The organism is Paenibacillus sp. IHB B 3415, from assembly GCF_000802655.2.
Classification (GTDB): domain Bacteria; phylum Bacillota; class Bacilli; order Paenibacillales; family Paenibacillaceae; genus Paenibacillus_AQ; species Paenibacillus_AQ phytohabitans.
Genome location: NZ_JUEI01000029.1, coordinates 20,740 through 43,679, shown reverse-complemented (window position 1 = coordinate 43,679; position 22,940 = coordinate 20,740). Strand labels below are relative to the sequence as shown.

The 22,940-nt window shown below is 52.4% G+C and carries 20 protein-coding genes; 10 read left to right on the top strand and 10 right to left on the bottom strand.

Annotated elements, in window-relative coordinates:
• Nucleotides 1–357: 357 nt before the first annotated feature.
• Together QW71_RS15480 and recQ are read right to left on the bottom strand one after the other, a co-directional pair.
• Complete coding sequence (locus QW71_RS15480; RefSeq protein ID WP_039299919.1) at nt 358–2,268, bottom strand: B12-binding domain-containing radical SAM protein; 1,911 nt, start codon at nt 2,266–2,268, stop codon at nt 358–360.
• Nucleotides 2,269–2,283: 15 nt separating this feature from the next.
• Nucleotides 2,284–4,110: a DNA helicase RecQ gene (gene recQ, locus QW71_RS15475; protein WP_039299916.1), complete on the bottom strand. Its 1,827-nt coding sequence runs from the start codon at nt 4,108–4,110 to the stop codon at nt 2,284–2,286.
• Between the two features lie 187 nt (nt 4,111–4,297).
• Between recQ and QW71_RS15470 the strand changes: the two genes are divergently transcribed.
• The 5 genes from QW71_RS15470 (at nt 4,298) to QW71_RS15450 (ending at nt 9,581) form a co-directional block, all read left to right on the top strand.
• On the top strand, nt 4,298–5,947 hold the full coding sequence (locus tag QW71_RS15470; RefSeq protein WP_039299913.1) for a spore germination protein: 1,650 nt from the start codon (nt 4,298–4,300) through the stop codon (nt 5,945–5,947).
• Complete coding sequence (locus tag QW71_RS15465; RefSeq protein WP_039299909.1) at nt 5,895–6,992, top strand: endospore germination permease; 1,098 nt, start codon at nt 5,895–5,897, stop codon at nt 6,990–6,992. The genes QW71_RS15470 and QW71_RS15465 overlap by 53 nt, the downstream gene beginning before the upstream one ends.
• A complete protein-coding gene (locus tag QW71_RS15460) occupies nt 6,989–8,215 on the top strand; it encodes a Ger(x)C family spore germination protein (protein WP_039299906.1) in 1,227 nt (408 codons plus the stop codon). Before QW71_RS15465 ends, QW71_RS15460 begins: the two co-directional genes overlap by 4 nt.
• Before the next feature lie 45 nt (nt 8,216–8,260).
• Entirely contained in the window at nt 8,261–8,446 is a 186-nt protein-coding gene (locus tag QW71_RS15455; protein WP_039299903.1) for a CLC_0170 family protein, read from the top strand.
• A gap of 82 nt (nt 8,447–8,528) precedes the next feature.
• Nucleotides 8,529–9,581 (top strand): RluA family pseudouridine synthase, encoded by a 1,053-nt coding sequence (locus QW71_RS15450; RefSeq protein ID WP_083442565.1) that lies wholly within the window; start codon nt 8,529–8,531, stop codon nt 9,579–9,581.
• Nucleotides 9,582–9,709: 128 nt separating this feature from the next.
• On the opposite strand, the gene QW71_RS40480 is transcribed toward QW71_RS15450, so the two are convergent.
• From QW71_RS40480 to QW71_RS15430, 5 genes are all read right to left on the bottom strand, one after another.
• On the bottom strand, nt 9,710–9,868 hold the full coding sequence (locus QW71_RS40480; protein WP_160311809.1) for a hypothetical protein: 159 nt from the start codon (nt 9,866–9,868) through the stop codon (nt 9,710–9,712).
• Nucleotides 9,869–10,122: 254 nt separating this feature from the next.
• A complete protein-coding gene (locus QW71_RS15445) occupies nt 10,123–11,004 on the bottom strand; it encodes a transporter substrate-binding domain-containing protein (protein WP_039299900.1) in 882 nt (293 codons plus the stop codon).
• A gap of 29 nt (nt 11,005–11,033) precedes the next feature.
• Nucleotides 11,034–11,780, bottom strand: coding sequence for an amino acid ABC transporter ATP-binding protein (locus tag QW71_RS15440; protein WP_039299897.1), 747 nt, complete (start codon nt 11,778–11,780; stop codon nt 11,034–11,036).
• A gap of 22 nt (nt 11,781–11,802) precedes the next feature.
• Entirely contained in the window at nt 11,803–12,480 is a 678-nt protein-coding gene (locus tag QW71_RS15435; protein ID WP_039299894.1) for an amino acid ABC transporter permease, read from the bottom strand.
• Nucleotides 12,461–13,126, bottom strand: coding sequence for an amino acid ABC transporter permease (locus QW71_RS15430; protein ID WP_039299936.1), 666 nt, complete (start codon nt 13,124–13,126; stop codon nt 12,461–12,463). Before QW71_RS15430 ends, QW71_RS15435 begins: the two co-directional genes overlap by 20 nt.
• A gap of 295 nt (nt 13,127–13,421) precedes the next feature.
• Between QW71_RS15430 and QW71_RS15425 the strand changes: the two genes are divergently transcribed.
• The 4 genes from QW71_RS15425 to QW71_RS15410 all read left to right on the top strand — a co-directional run bounded on the left by QW71_RS15425 (nt 13,422) and on the right by QW71_RS15410 (nt 16,771).
• A complete protein-coding gene (locus QW71_RS15425; protein WP_039299891.1) occupies nt 13,422–13,937 on the top strand; it encodes a hypothetical protein in 516 nt (171 codons plus the stop codon).
• Between the two features lie 24 nt (nt 13,938–13,961).
• Complete coding sequence (locus QW71_RS15420; protein WP_039299889.1) at nt 13,962–14,357, top strand: hypothetical protein; 396 nt, start codon at nt 13,962–13,964, stop codon at nt 14,355–14,357.
• A 60-nt stretch (nt 14,358–14,417) separates the two neighbouring features.
• Complete coding sequence (locus QW71_RS15415; protein WP_047013793.1) at nt 14,418–15,014, top strand: TetR-like C-terminal domain-containing protein; 597 nt, start codon at nt 14,418–14,420, stop codon at nt 15,012–15,014.
• Nucleotides 15,015–15,133: 119 nt separating this feature from the next.
• A complete protein-coding gene (locus QW71_RS15410; protein ID WP_373604769.1) occupies nt 15,134–16,771 on the top strand; it encodes an oleate hydratase in 1,638 nt (545 codons plus the stop codon).
• A 97-nt stretch (nt 16,772–16,868) separates the two neighbouring features.
• On the opposite strand, the gene QW71_RS15405 is transcribed toward QW71_RS15410, so the two are convergent.
• Both QW71_RS15405 and QW71_RS15400 read right to left on the bottom strand, forming a co-directional pair.
• A complete protein-coding gene (locus QW71_RS15405; protein ID WP_039299883.1) occupies nt 16,869–17,591 on the bottom strand; it encodes a DsbA family oxidoreductase in 723 nt (240 codons plus the stop codon).
• Nucleotides 17,592–18,123: 532 nt separating this feature from the next.
• Nucleotides 18,124–19,407, bottom strand: coding sequence for a glycosyltransferase family 4 protein (locus QW71_RS15400; protein WP_039299880.1), 1,284 nt, complete (start codon nt 19,405–19,407; stop codon nt 18,124–18,126).
• Nucleotides 19,408–19,677: 270 nt separating this feature from the next.
• On the opposite strand from QW71_RS15400, the gene QW71_RS15395 reads away from it, so the two are divergent.
• A complete protein-coding gene (locus tag QW71_RS15395) occupies nt 19,678–20,610 on the top strand; it encodes a glycosyltransferase family 2 protein (protein WP_039299877.1) in 933 nt (310 codons plus the stop codon).
• A 510-nt stretch (nt 20,611–21,120) separates the two neighbouring features.
• On the opposite strand, the gene QW71_RS15390 is transcribed toward QW71_RS15395, so the two are convergent.
• Nucleotides 21,121–22,836 carry an SGNH/GDSL hydrolase family protein gene (locus tag QW71_RS15390; RefSeq protein ID WP_039299930.1) on the bottom strand — a complete coding sequence of 572 codons (1,716 nt, stop codon included), beginning with the start codon at nt 22,834–22,836 and terminating at the stop codon, nt 21,121–21,123.
• Nucleotides 22,837–22,940: the final 104 nt, after the last annotated feature.

The following is a 22,940-nucleotide window of genomic DNA, read 5'->3' as shown; positions in this document are numbered from 1 at the left end:
AAAAAAACCGCTCCCAGCAAGGGTTTGGAATTATGAAATTGTCTCTAAAAGGCAGCATTTCTCCTCCTCCACGCGGCTTTACGGGAAGATTGTTGTATTTCATACAACAATCCGCCTGAACACCCTGGTATTTAGGAATCAGAGTTGCAAAACGTACAACATTTATGCCGATACAAGCGCGAACTTAAAAAGTTTAATTCTGCCAGCAACGAATCTGGGAATCAGTATGAGGAGTCGGGCAATTCCGGCTTGTCCCATAGTCGAAGCGATTGATCAGTTACTTGTTTGATTTGGTTGTAGTCCCCAGTGCAGGTTATATTGCCGCAAATCCATGCTTATTCAGCAGCAGGCTTCCGGCTATATAGGCAGCGCGTAATACTGCGCCCGCTGGCTCTCGTCCTGCTGATAGAGCACGATCAGTAGCGTACTGCCGCCACTGGAACCGGGATGCGCATCAGCCAGAACCGGGGCTGCCCCCTCGGCCACAGCCAATGCTACCGCAGAATGCGGCGTTTCTGCCGCAGCCGTCACATTCTCTGCGGCTTCTGCTACAGCAATACCAGCCGTCTCGCCTTCAGCACCAGCCAAGCCGTCAAAACGCAGCCCACTGATCGAATCCAGCACCGGCTCCAGCCGGAACGGCAGCACATCCAGCACGATGTACTTCTGCAATTCACGCTCGCTTAAGCCCGCCTCGGCCAGCTTGGCCGAAATCAGCTCCGGCTGCCCGGCAATCTGCTTCAGGTATTTGGCCCACTCCGACTTGCCCATCACCTCATCCCACCAGATTTTGCGCGGCTTGTACTTGTGGCCGAGGAAATAATCCAGCTTCATCAGCCCGGTGATGATGTCCATGGATGCCGTACCCCGGTCCGTGAGGAAATCCTGCAGACGGGTGAACAGATCCTCGAGCTGATGCCCGATCTTCTGCCAGCCCCGCGCTTCCCAGTAGTCGCCGAATTCCTGGAAGAAATCGAACGGTGACGGGAAGACATGGCGGATCAGATACTTGACCGAATGAGCCAGGCGCTGGCTGTTCCAGTACTTCTCCAGCACATCCTCCAGCCGCTTCAGCCGGATAATGTCAGAGAACGGCATTACATGGCTGCTGAGAATTTCGTACGGCGCATGCTCCATGTACGTATAGTCGTATTTGGCTGCCTGGGCGCGCAGCCCGGTGCCGCGGAGCATTTTGAGGAAACCCAGCTGCAGCTCCTCCGGCTCCATGGCGAATACATCATTGAAGGTCTTGCGGAAGGTGGAGTAATCCTCCATCGGCAGTCCGGCAATCAAATCGAGATGCTGGTCGATATTGCCGCTGGCCTTGATCTTCATCACCGTGCGGGACAGCTTCGTGAAGTTCTGGCGGCGTTTGACCAGTTCGTTGGTCTCATCATTGGTCGACTGCACACCGATCTCGAAGCGGAAAACTCCGGGCGGCGCATTCTGCGCAAGGAAATCCAGCACCTCCGGACGCATAATATCCGCTGTAATCTCGAATTGGAACACACAGCCCTGATGATTGTCGATCAGGAACTGGAACATCTCCATCGCGTAATTGCGGTTGATATTGAAGGTGCGGTCGAGGAATTTGATCACCTTGGCCCCGCCTTCAATCAAATAGAGCAGATCGGATTTGACCCGTTCAATATCGTAATAACGCACGCCTACCTCGATGCTGGACAGGCAGAACTGGCAATTGAAGGGACAACCCCGGCTTGTCTCAAAATACACAATACGCTTGCTGAGCTCCGGCAGATCATCCGCGAAACGGTGGGGCGTCGGCAGGGTATTAAGGTCGCTTTTGGGACGCGGCGGGTTGACGATCAGTTCCTCCCCCTTGCGGTAGGCAGCGCCGTATACAAAATGGTACTTATGCTCATCCCGGATCTCCTGCAGCAGATGATGGAAGGTCTCTTCCCCGTCCCCATTGACTACGAAGTCGATTCCGGCTTCCCGTTTCATCCAGTACAGCGGCTCATAAGACACCTCCGGCCCGCCAAGTACGATCTTCACCTCCGGCATCACCTGCTTGAGGATCGCGACCAGCTTGACCGTTTCTTCGATGTTCCAGATATAACAGGAGAAGCCGATCACATCCGGCTGCTTCTGGAAAAGGTCCGACACGATATTCATCAAGGGATCTTTGATGGTGTATTCCGCCAAAAGGATATCTTCGAATTCATGCTCGCTGTACGCCTTCAGAAGCCGGATCGCCAGTGACGTATGAATATATTTGGCATTTAATGTGGCCAGGATGATTCTCATGCCTTATAACCTTCTTTACATTTCATTTTGAAAAAACTCCAGGAATGCCTTGCCGTATTTGCGGTACTTCACTTCGCCGACACCCTTCACCCTCAGCATCTCCGCTTCCGTCTGCGGGCAAACCACGCTCATCTCGCGCAGCGTCGCATCATTGAAGATGATGTAGGACGGCACATGCTCGCGCCCCGCAAGCTCCCGGCGGATCAGCCGCAGCTGCTCGAAGACCGTCTCGTTGACGGCCGACGGCGAGTGGTCGCGCGTACGGCTGCGGTCCCGCGTGCCGGAGGTGACAAGCGTGCGGGCCACGCGCTGGTGAACCTCACGCTGGCCGCGCAGCACCTCGGCTGCCAGCGGCTGCAGCCGCACGACCGGATACTGGCCTTCGGACAAGGCCAGATAACCCTCCGAGATCAGCACATTGATGCTCTCGGTAATTTCCTTCTCGCTGCGGCCCGACATCGCCCCGTGAGTCGGCAGCTTCTCGAAGCCGTACTGCAGCACCTTCTGGTTGCGTGAGCCCTTCAGCACTGAGGATACCAGCGCCACACCGTAGCGTTCACGCATACGGTGGATGCAGGAGAAGATCTTCTGCGCATCCACCGTCATGTCCACCAGCTGGCGTTCATCGGTACAGGAGCTGCAGATGCCGCACGGATCGTCGTCATGATTCTCGCCGAAATAATCCAGCTGTGCACTGCGCAGACAGCGGGTGGTGTAGCAGTAATCAATCATCTGCTGCAGCTTGCGGTATTCATTGGCTTTGCGCTCTGTGTCCTGCGGATTCTGCTCAATCAGGAACTTCTGCGTCATGATATCCTGCGCACTGAAGAGCAGAATACAGTCACTCGGCTCCCCGTCGCGGCCGGCACGTCCGGCCTCCTGGACATAAGCCTCCATATTCTTCGGCATATTGTAATGGATGACATAACGAACGTTGGACTTGTCAATCCCCATCCCAAAAGCATTCGTGGCAACCATGACGCGGATATCGTCATACAGGAACCCTTCCTGGCTCTCGGCCCGTTCCTGGTCGCTCATCCCGGCATGGTAGCGGCCCGCGGCGACTCCCGTCGCCTGCAGCCGCTGATAGAGATCATCCACCTCTTTGCGGGTGGCGGCATAGACAATGCCCGGCTGATGCGAATGCTGCGCCGTGTAGTCCAGCACGAATTCGCGCTTATTCTCTCCGCGCAGCACTTGCATGGCCAGATTATCACGGCCAAGTCCGGTCATGAAGACGCCCGGATCGCGCAGACGCAGCAGCCGGACCATATCCTCCATAACCTCAGGTGTAGCTGTAGCGGTAAAAGCGGCCAGAATTGGCCGCTGCGGCAGCTCCTCTACAAACGGCGACACCGCCAGATAGCTGGTACGGAAATCATGGCCCCACTGCGATACGCAGTGCGCCTCATCGACAGCCACGCAGGAAATAGACAGCCCTGCCATCTCCAGGCGGAACCAGTCCAGCTCCAGACGTTCCGGCGCCACATAGAGCAGCTTCAATTCGCCCCGGCGGGCGGCGCGGATCCGGTCATTCACTTCCTTGCCGCTTAAGGTGCTGTTGATATAGGCAGCCGGAATCCCGGCGGTAGTAAGGGCGTCCACCTGATCCTTCATCAGCGAGATCAGCGGGGATACAACAAGTGTAAGTCCCGGCAGCAGCAGTGCAGGAACCTGATAGCAGATTGATTTACCGCCCCCGGTAGGCAGGATGCCCAGCGTATCGCGGCCTTCGAGTAAGTTGTTCACAATTTTCTTCTGGCCTTCCCGGAAATCAGGATAACCGTAATATTTTTGCAGTTCAGCCTGCGCTTGTTCCATAAGTGATCCTTGCATCTTCATATCTCTTCTGACTCCTTAAGACTTTCTACCTTTAGTTTACCGGGCAACAGGGTACTTAGGCAACCGCTTGAAGCAGATATCATAGCACTCCTTTTGGGCCTGTTACATAAAATTTACATAAAAATCACGCGATCAAGCAACACTTTATAGAAATACATTCTAATTGTACTGCGGAGGAGGCGGCCATTTGCAAGACTGGAAAGATAAATATACCGCTTTTGTGCACAAGCAGCAGCAAGCTTCTCCTCCGGAGCCTGACAAAAGTCCGCTTACAGGAAATCTGCAGGCCGATTTACAAGCGCTGCAGGCACGGCTCGGCAACAACGGCGACCTTGTAGTCCGCGACTTTCAGCTCTTCGGAGCTCACCAGGCCGCAATGCTCTTCTTCTCTTCACTGGTTAATATGGAGCAGGTGCGCGAGCATGTCCTTAAACCTTTAATGGCCCAGCCCTCCGGGCCTCAGGAAATTCCGGATCATATTGCCGGTATGATCCATTATATCTGGAGTACAGCCGTCCAGGTAACACAGGGAACAACCACTACAGACATTGCTGTGCTGCCGGACGCTGCCGTGAAGGGTGAGCTGATTCTGCTGATAGAGGGAGTGCCCGAAGCCCTTGTACTCGATATGCGCCAGATTGATATGCGCGGCGTGGAGCAGCCGCAGACCGAGCAGGTGATCCGCGGACCCCGTGAAGGTTACGTGGAGAAGCTGGAGAATAATCTGTCCTTGCTGCGCTACCGGCTTCAGAGCACAGATTTCCGGATCGAAATCAGTCCGATCGGAACCCGTACCCAGTCGAGGGTGGCCTTATGCTATATCGAGAGCATTGCCGACAGCGGGCTCGTTGCTGAAGCGATGCGCAGAATCTCGATGATTGATACCGACGGCATTCTCGATGCCGGGTACATCGAGCAGTTCATCGAAGACCAGCCGCTGTCTCCGTTCCCGCAGGTACAGAGCACGGAGCGGCCGGACAAGACCGTTGCTGCTCTGCTGGAAGGACGCGTAGCCCTCCTGGTCGACGGCTCCCCCTTTGCCTTAATTGTCCCGGCTCTGTTCAACCAGTTCTTTCAGACGGTGGATGATTACACGGAGCGTTTCATTATGGGCACTTTAATCCGCTTGATCCGGCTGATTGCGCTGTCTTTCTCACTTTTTTTCCCGGCGTTATATGTTTCTGTGATCTCGTTTAATCCCGAATTAATGCCGACGGATTTCGCTGTGGCTATCTCGGGCGGAAGAGCAGGGGTGCCGTTCCCAGCCGTTCTGGAGGTACTGATCATGGAGGTCTCCATGGAGGTGCTGCGTGAAGCTACGATCCGTCTGCCGCAGATGATCGGCGGCGCCTTATCCATCGTGGGCGTTCTCGTAATTGGACAGGCAGCAGTAGGTGCCGGACTCGCCAGTCCGATTACCGTAGTGATTGTAGCGCTGACGACCATCGGTTCTTTTGCCACTCCAGCCTATAATGCCGCTATTGCCTTGCGGATGCTAAGATTCCCGCTGATTATACTGGCCGGAATGTTCGGTCTCTACGGTGTAATGATCGGTACGATTCTCATTCTGAACCATCTGCTGTTCCTGGAATCCTTCGGCGTTCCGTATATGTCCCCTTTCATTCCCGGCAAATGGCGTGACCTGAAGGATACGCTGGTACGTGTGCCGCTGTGGTGGATGCGCCGCCGTCCGAGCTTCCTGCATGCCCAGAATAATGACAGGCTGTCCCGCAAGGTTCCCGCAGTACATGTAGATCAGATCCTCAGGCAGGAAGGTGAACCCAGTGAACAATCCCCGGCAGATCACAACGCTGCGCGCAGCCGCCGTCATCAGTAGCACCATTATCGGTGTCGGGATTCTCAGTTTCCCCCGTTACATGGCATTAGCCGGGAACAGCAGCGCGCCATTCATCGCATTCAGCGGCGTAGTCCTGTCTTTCCTCAGCTACTGGCTGCTCGTTTCCCTGTGCCAGCGTTTCCCCAAAGAGTCCCTTTTTGTGTTCAGCCGCCGGCTGATCGGACGTCCGCTCGCCACCGTCTTCACCGCCGTAATTCTGATATTGTTTATTACGCTGACAGGGATCACTACACGACAGTTCGGAGATGTCGCCACAACCGTGCTGTATAAAAAAACGCCAATTGAAGCCACAATTTTTCTGATGCTGCTTGTTAGCCTGCTCTCCTCCAGACGCAATGTTGTGAAGTTCTCGTATATCCATTTTTTCTACCTGCCGCTGATTGTCGGCTCTATCGTACTCACGATTCTCATCTCTCTGAAAAGCGTGGATCTGCTTAATCTGCAGCCTATTCTAATGTCACCTACCCTCAAATTCTGGAATGGTGCACGGGAGGCAAGCTATCTGTTCCAGAGCACCTTCGTGATTACACTGCTGATCCCGTTTATGGAAAGGCCGAAGCAGGCGTTCCGCGCGGGGGCTCTGGCCATAATCATGTCGGGTGCCATCTATGTGCTGATCGTGGTTGCCTCTGTGGGAATGTTTGGTGCGGAGGAGACCAAGCTGCTGATCTATCCCACACTGGAAATGGCGCGTTCAGCAGCATTTGGTGAGGGGTTTCTTGAACGGCTGGATGCCATCTTCATCATTATCTGGGTCATTTCGGTCTATACAACGGTGTACACAACGTATTACATATCCGCCTACCTGCTGCAGAACCTGTTCGCTCTCCGTGATCAGAGTATGGCCGCAAGTATGCTGCTGCCGCTGATCTTTGCTCTGGCGATGCTGCCCCCCAATGTCTTCGATGCCTATAATTGGATCCTTCACCTGGGCAATGCCGGAATGGTACTGATGATTGGATATCCGCTGCTGCTATGGATGGCCTACCTCATCCGGCGCGCCGGGAGGGGGGCCTCCTCATGATCAGAAGGCTTCCGCGCTCCCTCGCCCTAATCCTAATGCTGGCTATGGCTGCCCCTGTTCTAAGCGGATGCTGGGATCAGGTGGAAATTGAAGACCGGGCGCTTGTGCTCGGGTTGTCCATCGATAAGATCTCGGCCGAAGAGGCAAAGAAAGGAGACGAAGTCACCCACATTAACCATGATAATCTGCCGGCAGAAATGATCAGTGTGACCGCACAGATTGCGGTTCCCGGCAGAGTTCCACTTGGTCCCGGAAGCGGAGGAGGAAACCCGGGTGACGCCAAGACCAGCCCGGTCTGGGTGGTTAGCGTACGCGGCATTTCACTCGACGATGCCATGAACAATCTGCAGCAGCAGATTGCCGATCCGCGCTATCTGGTTCATCTGCGGATCATTATCATCAGCGAGGATATCGCCAAAGGCAATCTCGAAGAACTCAACGACTATCTCCGGCGCAATCCGGAAATCCGGCGCAGGACCTGGCTGCTCGTCTCCGAAGGCAAAGCCTCTGATTTCATGGATGTGAATCCGCCGCTTCAGCGTGTGCCCACACTTTATATTTTGTCCATGATGGAGAAGTCGGTGTCCTCCGGGAAGTTCCCCCGGGATTATATCGGCACATTCTGGTCGGCGGATACCAAGTGGGGCCAGAGCGCGTACTTGCCTTATGTCGCACTGCGCAATAGAGATAATATCCTGATCAAAGGACTGGCCTATTTCAGCGGCGGAAGAATGGTCAACAAGACCTCTCCGATTGAAATCGGCGGCTTCATGGCACTCCAGGGAATCGACCCGGGAGGTTATTCTACCCTCTTTCATACCAATAGGATGGGTATCGTCATGACCAAAATCAATGAGCGGTTCACCCGGGCGCGGAGCTACATCAAGGACGGCAAACCGGTTCTATCGTATCAGGTCTTCCTGGAGGCCGATCTCGATGAGCATTATGGCAGCAATATCCCTGTCAACTCATCCGCCAAGCTGCAGGAAATTGAACGGGATTTCGAAGAACAGGTCCGAAGCATACTGACCGGACTGGTTAAGCAGACCCAGAAGGATCACTCCGATATTTTTGGCATGGGCGAAATGATCCGGAGTCACCATCCTGCCTACTGGAAAGAGCATATCCATGACAAAAATGACTGGGAAAGCCTGTATAGCAGCATTGAGGTAGACATTCAAATGAACCTTCGTATCCGGAGAGTGGGACTGAAAAACCAATGACCCGTAATTAAGTTCCTGTATCTATGCTAGAAGGGAGCGATCCGCATGGTCCGCCTGTTCGGAAGTCTGGTTATCGTACTGTTAGTCTCCACACTGATGCTGCTGGCAATAGATGCCCGGATTTACAACAGCAGAGGCTGGCTCCGGGAGAAAAAATACGCTATGGTTCTGGGATGGGCCTACAGCGTCATCTCCCTGGCTATCCTTATCGGGCTGATCATTTATGTCTAGCTGTCCGGGCACCCTCCGTAGTATTTCTTCACGGCCCATGGTATATTGAGGAGTACAATATTACAGGACGGAGAATGCAGGCATGAATACAAGAAGAAATCCGAAAGAGGGTTCCAAGCGGGGCGTGAAGCCCGCAGCAGCCTCCAAGGCCCAGCCTAAATCAGGAACCAGAAATCAGGGGAACAAGACCTCTAATTATAAACCGGGCGCAAGACCCGGGGCACCTGCCAAAACAACCACTAAAACACCTGCTCAGATAAAGTCCTATACGGTGTCCGAGCCCGCAGAGCTGCTGCCTTATCTGCTTAAGACGATTACGAATAAGGGACGGAATGCGGTCAAGTCGATGCTGTCCCGGGGACAGATATCGGTGAACGGCAAGCCGGTAACCCAGCATAACCATCAGCTCCATCCCGGCCAGACCGTGACCATTGATCAGGAGAAGCATGCAGAAGCCAAAGAAATGCTCGGCCTAACCATCGTCCATGAGGATGATGATATCATCGTCATTCAGAAGGATGCCGGTCTGCTGTCGATTGCTACCGGAGAAGACAATGAGCTGACAGCTTACCGCCAATTGATGGAGCATGTGCGCCTGACGAATCCGAAGAACCGCGTCTTTGTGGTACACCGGCTGGACCGCGATACCTCAGGAGTCATGATGTTTGCCAAAAGCGAGGCCATTCAGCAGTCCCTGCAGAACAGTTGGAAAGAGACCGTCAAGGAACGCTCCTACGTGGCGCTGGTGGAGGGCGCAGTCAAGAAATCCGAAGGCACCATCAGCTCCTGGCTGAAGGAGACGTCTACGCTGAAGATGTACTCCAGTCCGCATGAAGGGGACGGGCTGCATGCCGTAACCCGTTATAAGCTAATCCAGGCCAACCGCCATTTCTCCCTGCTGGAAGTTCACCTGGAGACCGGACGGAAGAACCAGATCCGTGTCCACATGTCAGACATCGGGCATCCAATCGCCGGCGACAAGAAATACGGCGCAGAGACCAAAGCCGTCGGCCGTCTCGGACTGCATGCCCGCGTGCTCTCGTTCGTTCATCCGACTACGGGAGAAGTCCTCACCTTTGAGAGTCCGATTCCAAAGACTTTCCTGAAATATACCGCTCCTGCGCCGACGAACTGATTAAGCCCGACTAATTTCTTTGTCAGTTACTAGAGTTTGATTCCACTCCAGACACTTTTATTCGCGTAATTAAAGGAAAATGAGAGGCATTTATGCCTCTCATTTGTCGCTTTCGGGAATTCCCCGATTCATCCGCTTTCTGAGGCAGAGATCCGGAACCATTCTATGAAATCCTGCACATAATACAACATTTTCCTCCTCATACCGGCCCAAATCCACAATTGTTGTACAAACTGCAGCATTTCACCTTTTTCAAGCGGCTCAGCAGGATTATTCTTGTATTTCATACAACAATCCTCCCGATCACCCGGCTATCCATCAATCAAAGTTGCAAAACGTACAACATTTATATCTATAGTGTTTCTTGCACTCTCTTTCGATTCACTATCATTCAATTTTAAACTTAGCATATAGGATTAGTTCGTTTGCTCTATCCCGCGCCTGTGAAATTCCACGAAAAAGGCACCCCAAGGGTGCCTTTTCATGCTCACTATCTAATCTCGTACCTGTTCCCCAGACCTGACGCCATAGCGCAGACGAATTACTCTACCTTACCGCCTTCAACTACCAGCTCGTCAGTATAGCCTTCTCCATAGACCTCGTTCAACGTATGGTTATAAGCCTGATGGATGAATTGCTCTTTGCCGATGGTTTCAAGCTCTGTATTGATCCAGTTCAGCAGCTCCGTGTTGCCTTTGGCTACCGCCGGGGCAATCGTATCCTGTCCGCCAAACGCCGGGATGCTTACCGTGAAGCCGGGATTGGACTTCGCCCAGGCGATCAGCTCGGTGTTATCGTTGGCAATCGCCGCGCCGCGCCCGTCTTTGAGTGCTGCAAAGATCTCTGTATACTGGTCAAATTTCAGCAGCTCAATGTCCGGGTACTCTTTGGTGAAGTAAGTTTCTGCTGTGGTTCCTTTGGCAACAATAAGCTTCTGGCCTTTCTCCTTCAGCTGGTCAATCGAAGTAACCGGTGCACTGTCAGGGGATACGATCCCGAAGGACAGCTTCATATACGGATTGGCAAAATCCACTTTTTCTTTTCTTTCATCCGTTACGGTAAAGTTAGCCATAATGATATCTACTTTATTGGATTCCAGATAAGCGACGCGGCTGGCCGCATCTACCAGAACGAATTCCGCCTTGGATTCATCCCCGAGCAGATCCTTGGCGAATCTTTTGGCGATATATACGTCGAAGCCCTGATTCTTGCCGTCGGCATCCACATATCCAAATGGCGGCTTATCCGCAAAAACACCAATCCGGACCTTGCCGTCCTTCTTCAGCTGTTCAATAGAAGCAAACTTGGATGATGCCGATCCTGCACTATTATCCTTGTTATCCGAATTACCGCAAGCGGTTAAGCCCACCAGCAATAAACCCGCTGCTATAAGTGATCCTGCCAACTTCAATCCTTTTCTCATTCCTCTTCATCCCCTGTTTTCTATGATTTTTAATACTGAAATATATCCAGAAAGTGCTGTGCACGCTCTGTCGCTGGTTTGGTGAAAAATTGCTGCGGCTCCGCGATCTCACAAATGCTGCCCTGATCCATAAATACGATCCGGTCACCTACAGACTTGGCAAAGCCCATTTCATGGGTCACGATAATCATCGTCATGCCCTGTTCGGCAAGCCCCAGAATAACATCAAGCACTTCGCGCACCATTTCAGGATCAAGCGAAGCCGTTACTTCATCGAATAACATGATCTCGGGGTTCATACATAACGCCCGTACAATCGCAATCCGCTGCTTCTGTCCTCCGGACAGCTGCCGGGGATAAGCATCCTTGCGGTCCAGCAGCCCGACCCGGCCCAGCAGCTGTTCTGCCTGCTGCCGCGCTTCTTTCGGCTCCCTCTTCTGCACCTTGAGAGGTCCGAGCAGAATGTTGTCCAGCACCGTCATATGCGGGAACAGCTCATAATTCTGAAACACCATCCCGATACGCTGCCTGACTTCACGCCAATTCACCTGCGGCCCGGCCAGATCCTGGCCATGGTAGCTGATTCTTCCGCCCTGCACAGGCTCCAGTCCGTTAAGACATCGCAGGAGCGTGCTTTTTCCGCAGCCGGACGGGCCGAGAATAACAGTCACTTCCCCTTTAACTACCTGCAGATCAATGCCGCTTAGAACCAGCCGTTCTCCGAAGCTTTTCTGCAGACCTTCTACCTCCAGCAACAGTTCGCCGGTATTTATCATGATTATCGTTCCTTCCTAACGGCTAATTCTGCCATCTGCGTTCCACTCTCCGGGAAATACGGGATAACGGAAAACATACGGCAAAGTACAGGATAAAGATGAAGCCATACACCCAAAACGAAGCGTTTGGCGCTTTGATGACCCCAAGCTCAATGATCTGCTGCCCGATCTTCACAACCTCTATCACTCCAATCAGCACAACGAGCGAGGTGGTCTTGATCATCCGTGTCGCCAGGTTAATTGCGCCAGGCACCATTCTGCGGATAGCCTGAGGGATAAGAATATACCGGTACAGCTGCCCCCGGCTGAGTCCCAGCGCTGCACCCGATTCCTCCTGATGCTTCGGCATGGACTGCAGCGCCCCCCGCACAATGTCGCCAATCTCGGCCGCTCCCCACAGGCTGAACACCAGAATGGAAGTCGTCTCACCGCTAATGTCGATATTTAATAGAGGTGTGAAGCTGAAATGCACAACGTAGAGCCAGACCAGAATCGGTATGATCCGGAAGGCCTCCAGATACAACCGTAGCAATGCCTGCAGAGGCTTCACGTTCAGCGTCCGGAGCAGCCCCATCACTATGCCCAGCACCGTCCCGATCACAATGGAAACAAACGAAATTTCAATGGTAACCAACAGACCGCCGAGCAGACGCTCGAAGTTCGAGCCTTCAAACAGTACCTCAATCCCCGAATTCTGCATATCTTACCTTCCTTTCCAGCCAGCTCAGCACAACCGACAAAGGAAGCACCAGAATCAGATAAGCGGCTACCAGCAGCAGCAGGGATTCCGCTGTTTTGTAATGCATGCCGATCAGATCCTTCGCCACATTCATCAGATCCATTAAGGCGATTGCTCCGACAATGGAGGTCTCCTTGAGCAGAAAAATCACATTCGCTCCCAGTGAAGGAATGCTGATGGCAAAAGCCTGCGGAAGAATAACATACCTGGCGAGCTGGGTCCGGGATAATCCGATACTAAGTCCCGACTCCACCTGTGTCCTGCTTACAGCTTCCATTCCGCCGCGGAAAGCCTCGGTCATATAACTTCCTCCCAGGAAGGTCAGCCCGACAATGGCACAGGTGACCTCACTCATCCGAAGGCCAACCTTGGGCAAGCCATAGTATAGGAAGAACAGCTGTACCAGCAGCGGGGTATTCCTCGACAGCTCGATATAAGCTTGAATAATGAAGCTGATGCCCCTCACTTTGTAATACAGGATAACGCTGAATATCAGTCCCAGCACCAGCGAGAACAGAATGGCCCAGAAGGCCAGCTTCAAGGTCAGCCACATTGCGTCACCATACAGCGGCAGGCTCTCGGCGATAAACTCCCAATCCAAATTCATAACCATTCACAACCCTTTGTCTGTAAATAAAATCCCCCATGAATCCAGCTAAAACTAACTATTCAAATGTGAAAACCCCACTTTATAGGCGGCTTAAGACGCCTTTGGATTTTTGTGAGCAACTATGATTGCCCTATGTACAATTCTGCCAAACTATTTAAAATTCTTACAAAAACCTCACATACTGTGGTAATCATCTTATTCACATAATGCCTACTTGTCAACTATGTTTTCTTAATTTTCACTCTTTTCCGCGTCATGGTACAATACAGAGAAACGTTAGAAGGTGCCGTTCTTGTTCCATCCTACTGTATTTGACAATATTAAAATTGCTTTTGAGAACCAGATCTACGACTATGATAATCTGGATGGAATCCTTGTCGTGACGGACCGGTCGGATATGCTGAACCTCGCGCTGATGTCACGGGAGTTCAGTCTCTCTTTCAAATTGACTGAAGGCAATAATGTAACCTCCGAAATTATGCTGCAATCTTCGTTGAAGGATCTGAGCGACGAAATTATGGAAACACCGGGGAGCGATCCCGGCTGCACTCTTCTATTACGCTTTTATATGGAGATTGACGATGTGAACGTTCAGTGTCCTGCGGTGGAGAAGATTCTGTCTACCATCTGGGGGCCGGATTTCCAGCCTGTTCAATCCCTCAGCTTCCGCTACGGCCAGGAAGGCGATACGTACAATAACTGCATAGAGCTGCAGTTCAAGCGACAAATCACTGAAGAACAGATGGAAGATATTCCGAACCTTCTGAAGTTCCTGCTGCAAAGCGCCGGGGAACTGGAGGAGGTATAATTCTTAAGGCGGGGTGAACTGCATATGAATTTTCTGCCTCCTGCAAGGAAGGGCCGCTGGCTCTGGTGGTCTATCAGTTACGCACTGATTGCATGGCTGCTGCTGATTCTGCACCGGTTCGTGCTGCTCGGCGAGGGTTTCGATCTTCTGATCTTACTGCGCTGGGCTGCTCTTTCCATCGTGCTCTCCGGCATTATTAACAGCTTCGGCTGGTATGGCGCCCGGCTGGTGTGGATATTCTCGACCGCAGGTGTTGTGCTCGGGATCAGCCTGATGTTCATTTACACTTCCCGCGATATGTCAGGCTGGGAGGATCTTGCGGGCTTTCTGTCTTTTCTCCTGTTCACGGCGGGTGGTTTCGTCCTTGGTTTGCTTGTGGAAGGCAGCCGGCTGCTTGTTCAATATTTGCGCAGACGCTGATGCCTTCTGCTGGCCGGACTCTACCCTTATACAGGATTACAAGAGGAGCTGATGACCCTGATGTCCAATTCCTTGCTGACCAAAAGTGCGCTCGCCCGCTCCCTGAAAGAGCTGATGGCACATATTCCGCTGAACAAAATCTCCGTCAGGCATCTGGTGGACGACTGCGGAGTGAACCGGCAGACCTTTTATTATCATTTTCAGGATATCTTTGACCTCCTGGGCTGGATCTACAAGACCGAGGCGGTCGAGAGTATTGCCCAGTACCGCAGCTACAGCACGTGGACGGACGGATTTCACCGGATTTTCTGCTATATCGAGAGCAATAAAGCCTTCTGCTGCAACACACTGGACTCGCTGGGACGGACACACCTCGACGCCTACTTGTATGAGGTAACTAATGATCTGATTATGGGAGTCATTAACGAGCTGGCCGCCGGGATGGATATCAGGCTGGAGGATAAGCAATTTATCGCTAACTTCTACACGCTGGCCTTCACCGGGCTTGTGATTCAGTGGATGCGCGACGGTATGAAGGATCAGCCGAAGCATATGATTGAGAAGCTTAGTGTGCTGATCGAGGGAAATTTCCTCAAGGCGCTGCATAAATACGAACAGGCGACGTCGTCGTACCCCTCCGGGTTGCTACCCGGGTAATCATCTAAGCTAAAACCCCACATTGTGGGGCTTTTTTCTGTCCAAAAACTATACACTTTGCACGATATGACCAAATTCCATACACTCGCGGACTTTTGATGATACCTTCCACAGCGGCGCTGTATTACACTCGGTTCAGGTACAGCAATCAAGCAAACCTATGGAGGCGACAATCAGTGAAAAAAGAGTACGGTAACGAGCAGGTGTATTTTGTCGGCGGCGGAATTGCATCACTTGCGGGTGCGGCATACCTCGTCAGAGACTGTGGTTTTCCCGGACAGAACATTCACATTATTGAAGAGATGAAGATCCTCGGCGGCAGCAATGACGGCTCAGGCAATGAGGAGCACGGCTATGTGATCCGGGGCGGCCGGATGCTGAACGACGAAACCTATGAGAACCTATGGGAACTTTTAAATACGATTCCATCCATCGATCAGCCGGGGCTGACGCTGCGCGAAGAAATCACCCAGTTCGATGATGCCAATCCCACCCGCTCCAAGGCCCGCCTGGTCGACAGTAAGGGTGAGATTCAGGATGTCAATTCGATGGGCTTCGATATGGCTGACCGCCTGGCTCTCGGCAAGCTGATCATTACACCGGAGGCCAAAATGGGCAAAGCACGGATCAATGACTGGTTCGGCCCGCATTTCTTCACCACCAACTTCTGGTATATGTGGGCGACTACCTTCGCCTTCCAGCCTTGGCATAGTGCGGTTGAGCTGAAACGGTATATGATCCGATTCATTCATGAATTCCCGAGAATTCAGACGCTCGAAGGCGTAACCCGCACCCCTTACAATCAATATGACTCGATTATTCTGCCGCTGCACCAGTATCTGGAGCCGCTTGGCGTAGATTTCACGTTAAAATGTACGGTAACCGATCTGGAATTCAAAGAAGGCGACGGCATTACCGTTACGAAAATGAAGGTCTCCCGCCAAGGTGTGGAAGACGTGATTGAGATTAATGAAGGCGACCGTGTGATTATCACCAACGGCTCGATGACCGAAGGCTCCAGCCTCGGCTCGATGACCTCCGCACCGCGCCTGAACGGCAAGGGCAGCTCATGGAAGCTGTGGGAGAATATCGCCGCCAAGAAGCCGGGTCTCGGCAATCCTTCGTCCTTCGACGATCATGTGGACGAGTCCAAATGGGAATCCTTCACGGTCACCTTCCAGGACTCGAAGTTCTTCGACCTGATGGAAGACTTCACCCGCAACCGGGCCGGCACTGGCGCACTCGTGACCTTCAAAGATTCCAGCTGGCTGATGTCCGTTGTATTGGCCTTCCAGCCGCATTTCCGCAACCAGCCGGAGCATGTCAAAGTATTCTGGGGTTACGGACTGTATCCGGACAAGGTCGGCGATTATGTCCACAAGAAAATGTGTGACTGTACCGGCGAAGAGATCATGCAGGAGCTGATTGGCCATCTCCATTTCGAGGCGCATAAGGAAGAAATCATGGCTACCGCCAACTGCATTCCTTGCATGATGCCGTACATCACTTCCCAGTTCATGCCGCGGCTGAACAGCGACCGGCCGCAGGTTGTGCCCGAAGGCTCCACTAACCTGGCCTTTGTCGGCCAATACTGCGAAATCCCGGATGATGTGGTCTTCACTGAAGAATATTCCGTCCGGGCGGCCCGAATCGCTGTCTACACGCTGTTCGGTATTAACCGTCCGGTTGAGCCGATTAAGGAATACCAGCATGATGTGCGCACGCTGTTATCGAGCCTTGTAACTTCGTTCAGATAGTACTGTTATATGGCCCGAAACAGGTAAACGAAATACCCCGCTGCATGGAGAGAATCCATACAGCGGGGAATTTGTGTGCGAGTCTGCCTAAGCGGAATCAGATGCTGCAGGAGCCATCATCACAGCCGTCAGCATCTTCTGCCTTGGACTGCGGCTTGCCGACTACCTGGAGCACAGGAGTATTCTGCTCTTCGGCCCAGACGGTGTCCAGAACTTCGGTGAATACCGGACCCGGCTGCGCGCCGGACACAGCGTATTTGTTATTGAAGACGAAGAACGGCACGCCGGTGATATTCAGCAGCCGGGCTGCATCAATATCTGCATTCACCTGATCAGCATAAGCGTCGCTCTCCAGCACCGCAGCCGTTTCAGCCTGATCGAGTCCGACCTCTGCGGCCAGCTCAGCCAGCACTTTGCGGTCACCAAGATTCAGCGAGTCGGTGAAATATGCGCGCAGCAACCGTTCGGTCATTTGCGGGGCTTTACCCTTTGTAGCTGCGTAATGGCTTAAGCGGTGACCGTCAAACGTATTGGTCGACTGGACCGTATCAAAGTTGAACTCAAGACCCACACCCTGCGCTTGTTCGGCAAGCTGTGCGTTCGTAGCTATAGCCTTGTCACGGGTCATGCCGTATTTGGCAGCCAGAATGTCGTGAATATCTCTCGTTTCATCGGTGCGCGCATTCGGATCCAGCTGGAAGCTGCGGAATACGATCTCCACCTTGTCACGGTCCGGGAACTGGCTCAGGGCGTGCTCCAGCCGTCTTTTGCCGATATAGCAGAACGGGCAGGCATAATCGGACCATATATCTATTCTCATGGGAATTCCTCCTGAAATGTATTGGATGCAACGCTGTACTACAAATGACGAGTCTTACATGTTACTTACTATTATATAGTTAAAAACCGAAAATTACAAACAAACTTTCTGCCGGAATGCAGATGGCGTTGTACCGGTGCTCATGGGTCATTCCATTGACTAATCGGTGATTAGACGGCAGGTGAGTTCCATAGCAAGTCCGCAAACATATTTAGGGAGGCGTTCCTTTGTTCAGAGAGGATTCAGGGGTGATCATCCGCAGATTGGATGCTTGCTTACGGCGGGTCTCTTTATGTATGCGGCAGCTATCCCAAAATCGCCCTGTTCCGAAACAAGCTGCTGTATGCCTGTATAGCCGCCATCGGCTTCTATGCAGGCATACAGCAGCTATCGGCTTCTATGTAGTCGCAGAGCATCGGATCTGCAACGGGTTCTCCAATTATAGGAGTGACCATCCGCAGTATTCCGGCAGCCGCGGCCTCAGTCACAACGGCACAACAATAAGACAGCGGTTTACAAGGAAGACAGCGGTTTACAAGGGAGACGTTAACTCTTGAGCATACCCGTCACCAAAGAGCGGTGCGGACGGATCAAGCCCTAAGCTCTCCTGAAGCAGATTGTAGAGTCTGGCTCCGATAATCTCTTCCGAATAATCAGAGCGGACGATCTGCAGCGCTGCTGCCCCCATCTCCCGGCACATCTCAGGATTGCCGAGCAGTTGATCCAGGGATGCAGCAAGTTTAGCCGGGTCAAGCCCTTCAGCGAGCAGTCCGCTCTCCCCGTGGCGTACCAGACCTCTGACCCCCATCACATTAAAAGCAACAGTTGGAAGACCGCAGGCTCCCGCTTCCAGGATAACCAGCGGCAATCCTTCATACCGCGAAGGCAGCACAAACAGCTCGGAGACGCTGTAATAGCTGGCCAGCATATCCTTGTTGCGGATTGTACCGAGCATGATGAAGCGGTCCTCCAGCCCCTTGGCCCGGATCAGATCCTTCAGACTCTGTTCATCCGGACCGCCGCCGGCAACCAATATTCTAAGGTCAGGGTGCTGCTTCAGCTGCTCCATGGCCTGCACCAGCAGCGAATGGCCCTTCTGATGCTCAAACAGCCGTCCAACGCTAATGATATATCTGCAGCCGGGGTCCAGCCCCAGCGCGGCTATCGCCTCATCCTTATCCCGCCGGTAAAAGATCGCCGAATTCACGAAATTCGGCAGCAGCCGGATCCGCCCCTCCAGATGCGGAAAGTGGCGCACCATGCTGTTCTGCTCATCCTCATTAAGCGTAGTCATGAATGCTGCCTTATGAAGCGTATGCTTCTTGATCGGCAGAATCCACTTATGGATGCTGCCCCCGTGGTAAGCGGCAATGATCGGGATGCTCAGCTTCTTCGCAGCGGCAGCCAGCCGCTCAAAGCGTCCGGAAGCATATTCCTGGGCATAGATCAGGCTGATTCCGTCTCCCCGCAGAATATCACACAGGTCTCTCTGAATCGTGGATATATATTGTGATACGAATTTGCCGATCGGTGTCCGGTGAGACAAGGGAATGACGGAATACCATTTATACAGCATGCCCACCGGGATAAACTTAATCGTACAATCCACGATTCCGTGCTGATAGGTTCGGACCTCACTGCCAATCCTGGTGAAATTATAGATGGTCGTGCGGATCCCCTTGGTTTGCAGAAGACGCGCATAGTCGAAAGAAAAATCGTTATGATACGAATGTACATATTCCTCTTCACTGAGACCTAGACCCTTTACGAAGAAATCTTCAAAGTAATTGGTATGCATAAAGATCCCGACATGCATAACGTCCCCTCCTAAAAGTTTTGTTAGCGTTGCTTCTTCAGATGTTACTTCGTACAAAACCTGCTTCGGAAGCATCCGCTTAGGTTTTGTAAGCATATACATTTTGAAATTAATTCTATTATAAGCGCAACTGTACTAAATAAAAGTAAACCAAAGTGGTATATACGGCCTACAAAAGGGGGAGTAAAATTAGATCAACACGTACTTTCGGTGCATTGTAATCTAAAATTAAAGCGGACAGTCTAGGACGTCCCGGGAGGAGTCAGCGGTATGCATGATCTGTCTATAGTAATTCCTACACGCAACCGGATCAGCGATCTGACCCTGTGCATTGAATCCATCGGCAGGCAGACAGAGCTGGAGGATGTTTCAATTGAACTGCTGATTGTGGATGACGGCGAGATTGAGGAGAAAGTGCTGGAGTATTTCCACAAGGTACTGGGGCGTATGCCTCAAGCCGAGCTGCGCTATTACCGCAAAACCAAACCCGGCGTCTGGCTCTCCCGCTATGAAGCCCTGGGTCTTATCGACGGGGAGATTCTGCTCAGCTTCGATGACGATGCCGAGCTGGATGATCCGCTCTACATCCGCCGGATGCTGGACACCTACGCTTCGGACCCGTCCATTGCCGGAGTAGGCGGCATCGCCAAGGGCCTCTCCAGCAGCAAGTCCGGCAAACTGCTCGGCAGGCTGACCTGCCAGATGTCGGCTTCACCCGGCCGGCTGTCGGCAAGCACACTGGCAGGCTCCCTGCTGCTGTGGGGGGAGACCGATAATATTTTCGAGACGGATTTCTTCCATGGCTGCAATATGTCCTTCCGGACGTCGGCGCTGCAGGATATGAAGCCTTACCCCTGGATGACCAGCTACGCGGTGGCTGACGATATCTATATGTGCCATCTGGCCAGCAGATACGGCAAGCTTGTCATCAACCCGGAGATGAAGATCATGCATCATGAATCTCCCAGCTCCCGCGACAAGGCAGGCCGGGTGGCCCGGGCTACTGCAGTGAATCATTATTATTTGCTTAATCTGCGCAAGGCACCGGTGAAGAATTATGCCGCATTGCTGTGGACACTGACCTATTTAACCGGCAAAGCTACCCTCAAGCGGAATTTCAATGCCGTCTCGGGCTATGCCAGCGGAATTCTCTTCGTACTGAACCCCCGTAAGGATAAATACAGGGAATTTATGCTGGATTAGTAACGTCAGATTTAAACTATATAGATTGAACTAAAGATTCCCCCATTTAAGCGAGGAGGCAGCTGCGGTGAATATTTGGACTTCCGGCCGCTGTTGTCCCCAGATTCCTTGAATTTGTACCGCTGTTCGCGGTGGGAATCCGGTGACAAAGGCGTTCGCTATCGCTCCTACAGTTCCAAAATCCCCCTCTGTACCTTTGCAGTGAACGGAATATGGGATATCCGGCATGCTTAATTGTACTTTGTACAACTAAATCATCTGATTACCAACCAATTATCCGTTTAGTTGTATTTCGTGCAATTAAAATGCCGGTTGTAGAGGGTTCTGTCCGATTCGGGCGGATTTAGTTGTACAGACTGCAGTTATAAGACGGAAACAACCCTTTTCGCAGGTTTTAATTGTACATAATACAACTATCACTGAATTTCCACATGGACTGAATACATAAGTTGCTGCATTGTTTGAATGAACTCACTTCTTCAGTCCTGTTGTGTGCTGGTTCTTAAATCATCACACAGTATAACCGAAGCCCAGTACCGTAAAGCATTTGTCCTTATCTTCCTTCGCCATGCGGATCTCAATGACATGCTGCTGACTCTGCTCATTCTGATACAGAATGACCGGATTGCAGTGCATCCAGCTGTTCATATGCGGATCAGCAGTCAGCACAAGGCTGCCATCGACGAAGATATTTGCTCTGCCAAAATCAGGGCTGCCCGAATCCTTGAATACGAGGATCAGATTGCTGCTGGTGAGGGTCAGCCTGAAGCTCTCTTCACCGGATGCTGCCGTATGCAGCCAGTTATGCGGAAATTCCGGGGTGCCGAAGGGATCGGCATCCAGCTCTACCCGCTGTAAATCCGTGTCGGTTGCCCGGAAGCCGCCTGCTTCCACCCGGACATCGTTGAGATCTGTCAGGCTCTTGCGGTCAAGCAGCCGTATATTCGTGTAATCATTTCCGAGAACCGGCCGTTTAGCGGTTGTAATATCCTCTTCGTCCCGGAGCGACCGGCAGGTCTCGGAGAATAAATAACCCAGACAGTCTGCCATAACCCGGTGTCCGTCATTAGCAGGATGATAAATATCGTAGAAAAATTGCCGTTTCGATATGACGTTCCCCTCAGTCTTGCTCAGACGGAACTGTCCGGTTACCGCATCTTTGATGCTGACCATCGGGAGGTTATAGTGCCTGCCCACAGGAGCGAGCCGTTCCTGAAGGTTCCAGTCATTCACAAACACACTGAACAGCAGAATCACGGCGGGCCGGGCCGGGTCAGACAGGATTTTTAGACAAAGGCTCTCGAAGCAATTGCCCTTCGTTTCATCACCCTCGTCGTTCACTGCAAATTCCACCACCACGATATCCGGCGTTACCGCACCCTCCCGCAGAATATCTCTTTCATAACGGATTACTCCAAGCTCAGAAGGCGTCCCGCCTACTCCGGCTTTCACATAATGGATATTCTCTCCACCGTCCTTACCGAACAGCTCCTTGAACTGCAAATAAGACTGGTAGGCATAACATCCGGTGTGGATCGGCTTAGCCCCTGCACCTTGGGTAATGGACCCTCCAATATAAGCAATGGTGACATCCTCACCCTTGATTGCCTTGTCTATAGCTGTTCTGAGCCGGTAATTATTGCCCGAATGCAGCAGAGACTTAGCAATCATTCCGCGGTACTCCGGCGAACCGAAGGCAACCGGAGCTTCCATTGTAGCTTCTGGCGCAGTATAGCCGTCATTCAAATAAAAAATAATACTCGCCGTTGCCAGCTCTCCTTCACGGCTAAATTCAAAAGCGAATTTGCCGGGACTTACATCGTCCCCGGACCACATGGCCTCCTCCAGCTTCAGCAATACCTCCGTCCCGTCCCCCGGACAGGGAACACGCAGCTGCGTTCCTGTCTCATACTTACTGCTTCTGCCCCAGTTCTGCATAAGAAAGGAGACCTTTCCCCCTTCACTGCCGGTCCCGGTCCTCACGGACACCCCGATGCTATGCACCAGCTCACGGAACCCGGCCCAGGTTGTCAGAAGCGCCAGCATCCCCTCATCCGTAATCCCGCCTATGTATCTTGCCTTATCCGTCAGATAATTGCCTTCCAGATACACTTCCTGGGATGGACTGCCCTCTGCTCTGGCTGTCGCCTCGATCGCTGTTTCGAACATGACGAAGAAGCCGCCTCTTCTCTCCTCCGGATCTTTGGGGGCCGCCGGACCTTCCATTCTGCCGCCGGTAAAATCATTGTTATTGCCCTTCACTTGGATCAGCTCGCTTTCCGGTATATATGAAGACGCTCTCATTATAGACGGGAGGGGGACTCCGCTCA

Bases quoted from the DNA above. Each gene is read 5' to 3' on its own strand.
- QW71_RS15480 (WP_039299919.1), bottom strand. From the start codon at position 2,268: ATGAGAATCATCCTGGCCACATTAAATGCCAAATATATTCATACGTCA.
- recQ (WP_039299916.1), bottom strand. From the start codon at position 4,110: ATGAAGATGCAAGGATCACTTATGGAACAAGCGCAGGCTGAACTGCAA.
- QW71_RS15460 (WP_039299906.1), top strand. From the start codon at position 6,989: ATGATCAGAAGGCTTCCGCGCTCCCTCGCCCTAATCCTAATGCTGGCT.
- QW71_RS15455 (WP_039299903.1), top strand. From the start codon at position 8,261: ATGGTCCGCCTGTTCGGAAGTCTGGTTATCGTACTGTTAGTCTCCACA.
- QW71_RS15450 (WP_083442565.1), top strand. From the start codon at position 8,529: ATGAATACAAGAAGAAATCCGAAAGAGGGTTCCAAGCGGGGCGTGAAG.
- QW71_RS40480 (WP_160311809.1), bottom strand. From the start codon at position 9,868: ATGAAATACAAGAATAATCCTGCTGAGCCGCTTGAAAAAGGTGAAATG.
- QW71_RS15445 (WP_039299900.1), bottom strand. From the start codon at position 11,004: ATGAGAAAAGGATTGAAGTTGGCAGGATCACTTATAGCAGCGGGTTTA.
- QW71_RS15440 (WP_039299897.1), bottom strand. From the start codon at position 11,780: ATGATAAATACCGGCGAACTGTTGCTGGAGGTAGAAGGTCTGCAGAAA.
- QW71_RS15435 (WP_039299894.1), bottom strand. From the start codon at position 12,480: ATGCAGAATTCGGGGATTGAGGTACTGTTTGAAGGCTCGAACTTCGAG.
- QW71_RS15430 (WP_039299936.1), bottom strand. From the start codon at position 13,126: ATGAATTTGGATTGGGAGTTTATCGCCGAGAGCCTGCCGCTGTATGGT.
- QW71_RS15420 (WP_039299889.1), top strand. From the start codon at position 13,962: ATGAATTTTCTGCCTCCTGCAAGGAAGGGCCGCTGGCTCTGGTGGTCT.
- QW71_RS15415 (WP_047013793.1), top strand. From the start codon at position 14,418: ATGTCCAATTCCTTGCTGACCAAAAGTGCGCTCGCCCGCTCCCTGAAA.
- QW71_RS15405 (WP_039299883.1), bottom strand. From the start codon at position 17,591: ATGAGAATAGATATATGGTCCGATTATGCCTGCCCGTTCTGCTATATC.
- QW71_RS15400 (WP_039299880.1), bottom strand. From the start codon at position 19,407: ATGCATGTCGGGATCTTTATGCATACCAATTACTTTGAAGATTTCTTC.
- QW71_RS15395 (WP_039299877.1), top strand. From the start codon at position 19,678: ATGCATGATCTGTCTATAGTAATTCCTACACGCAACCGGATCAGCGAT.
- QW71_RS15390 (WP_039299930.1), bottom strand. From the start codon at position 22,836: ATGGAAGGTCCGGCGGCCCCCAAAGATCCGGAGGAGAGAAGAGGCGGC.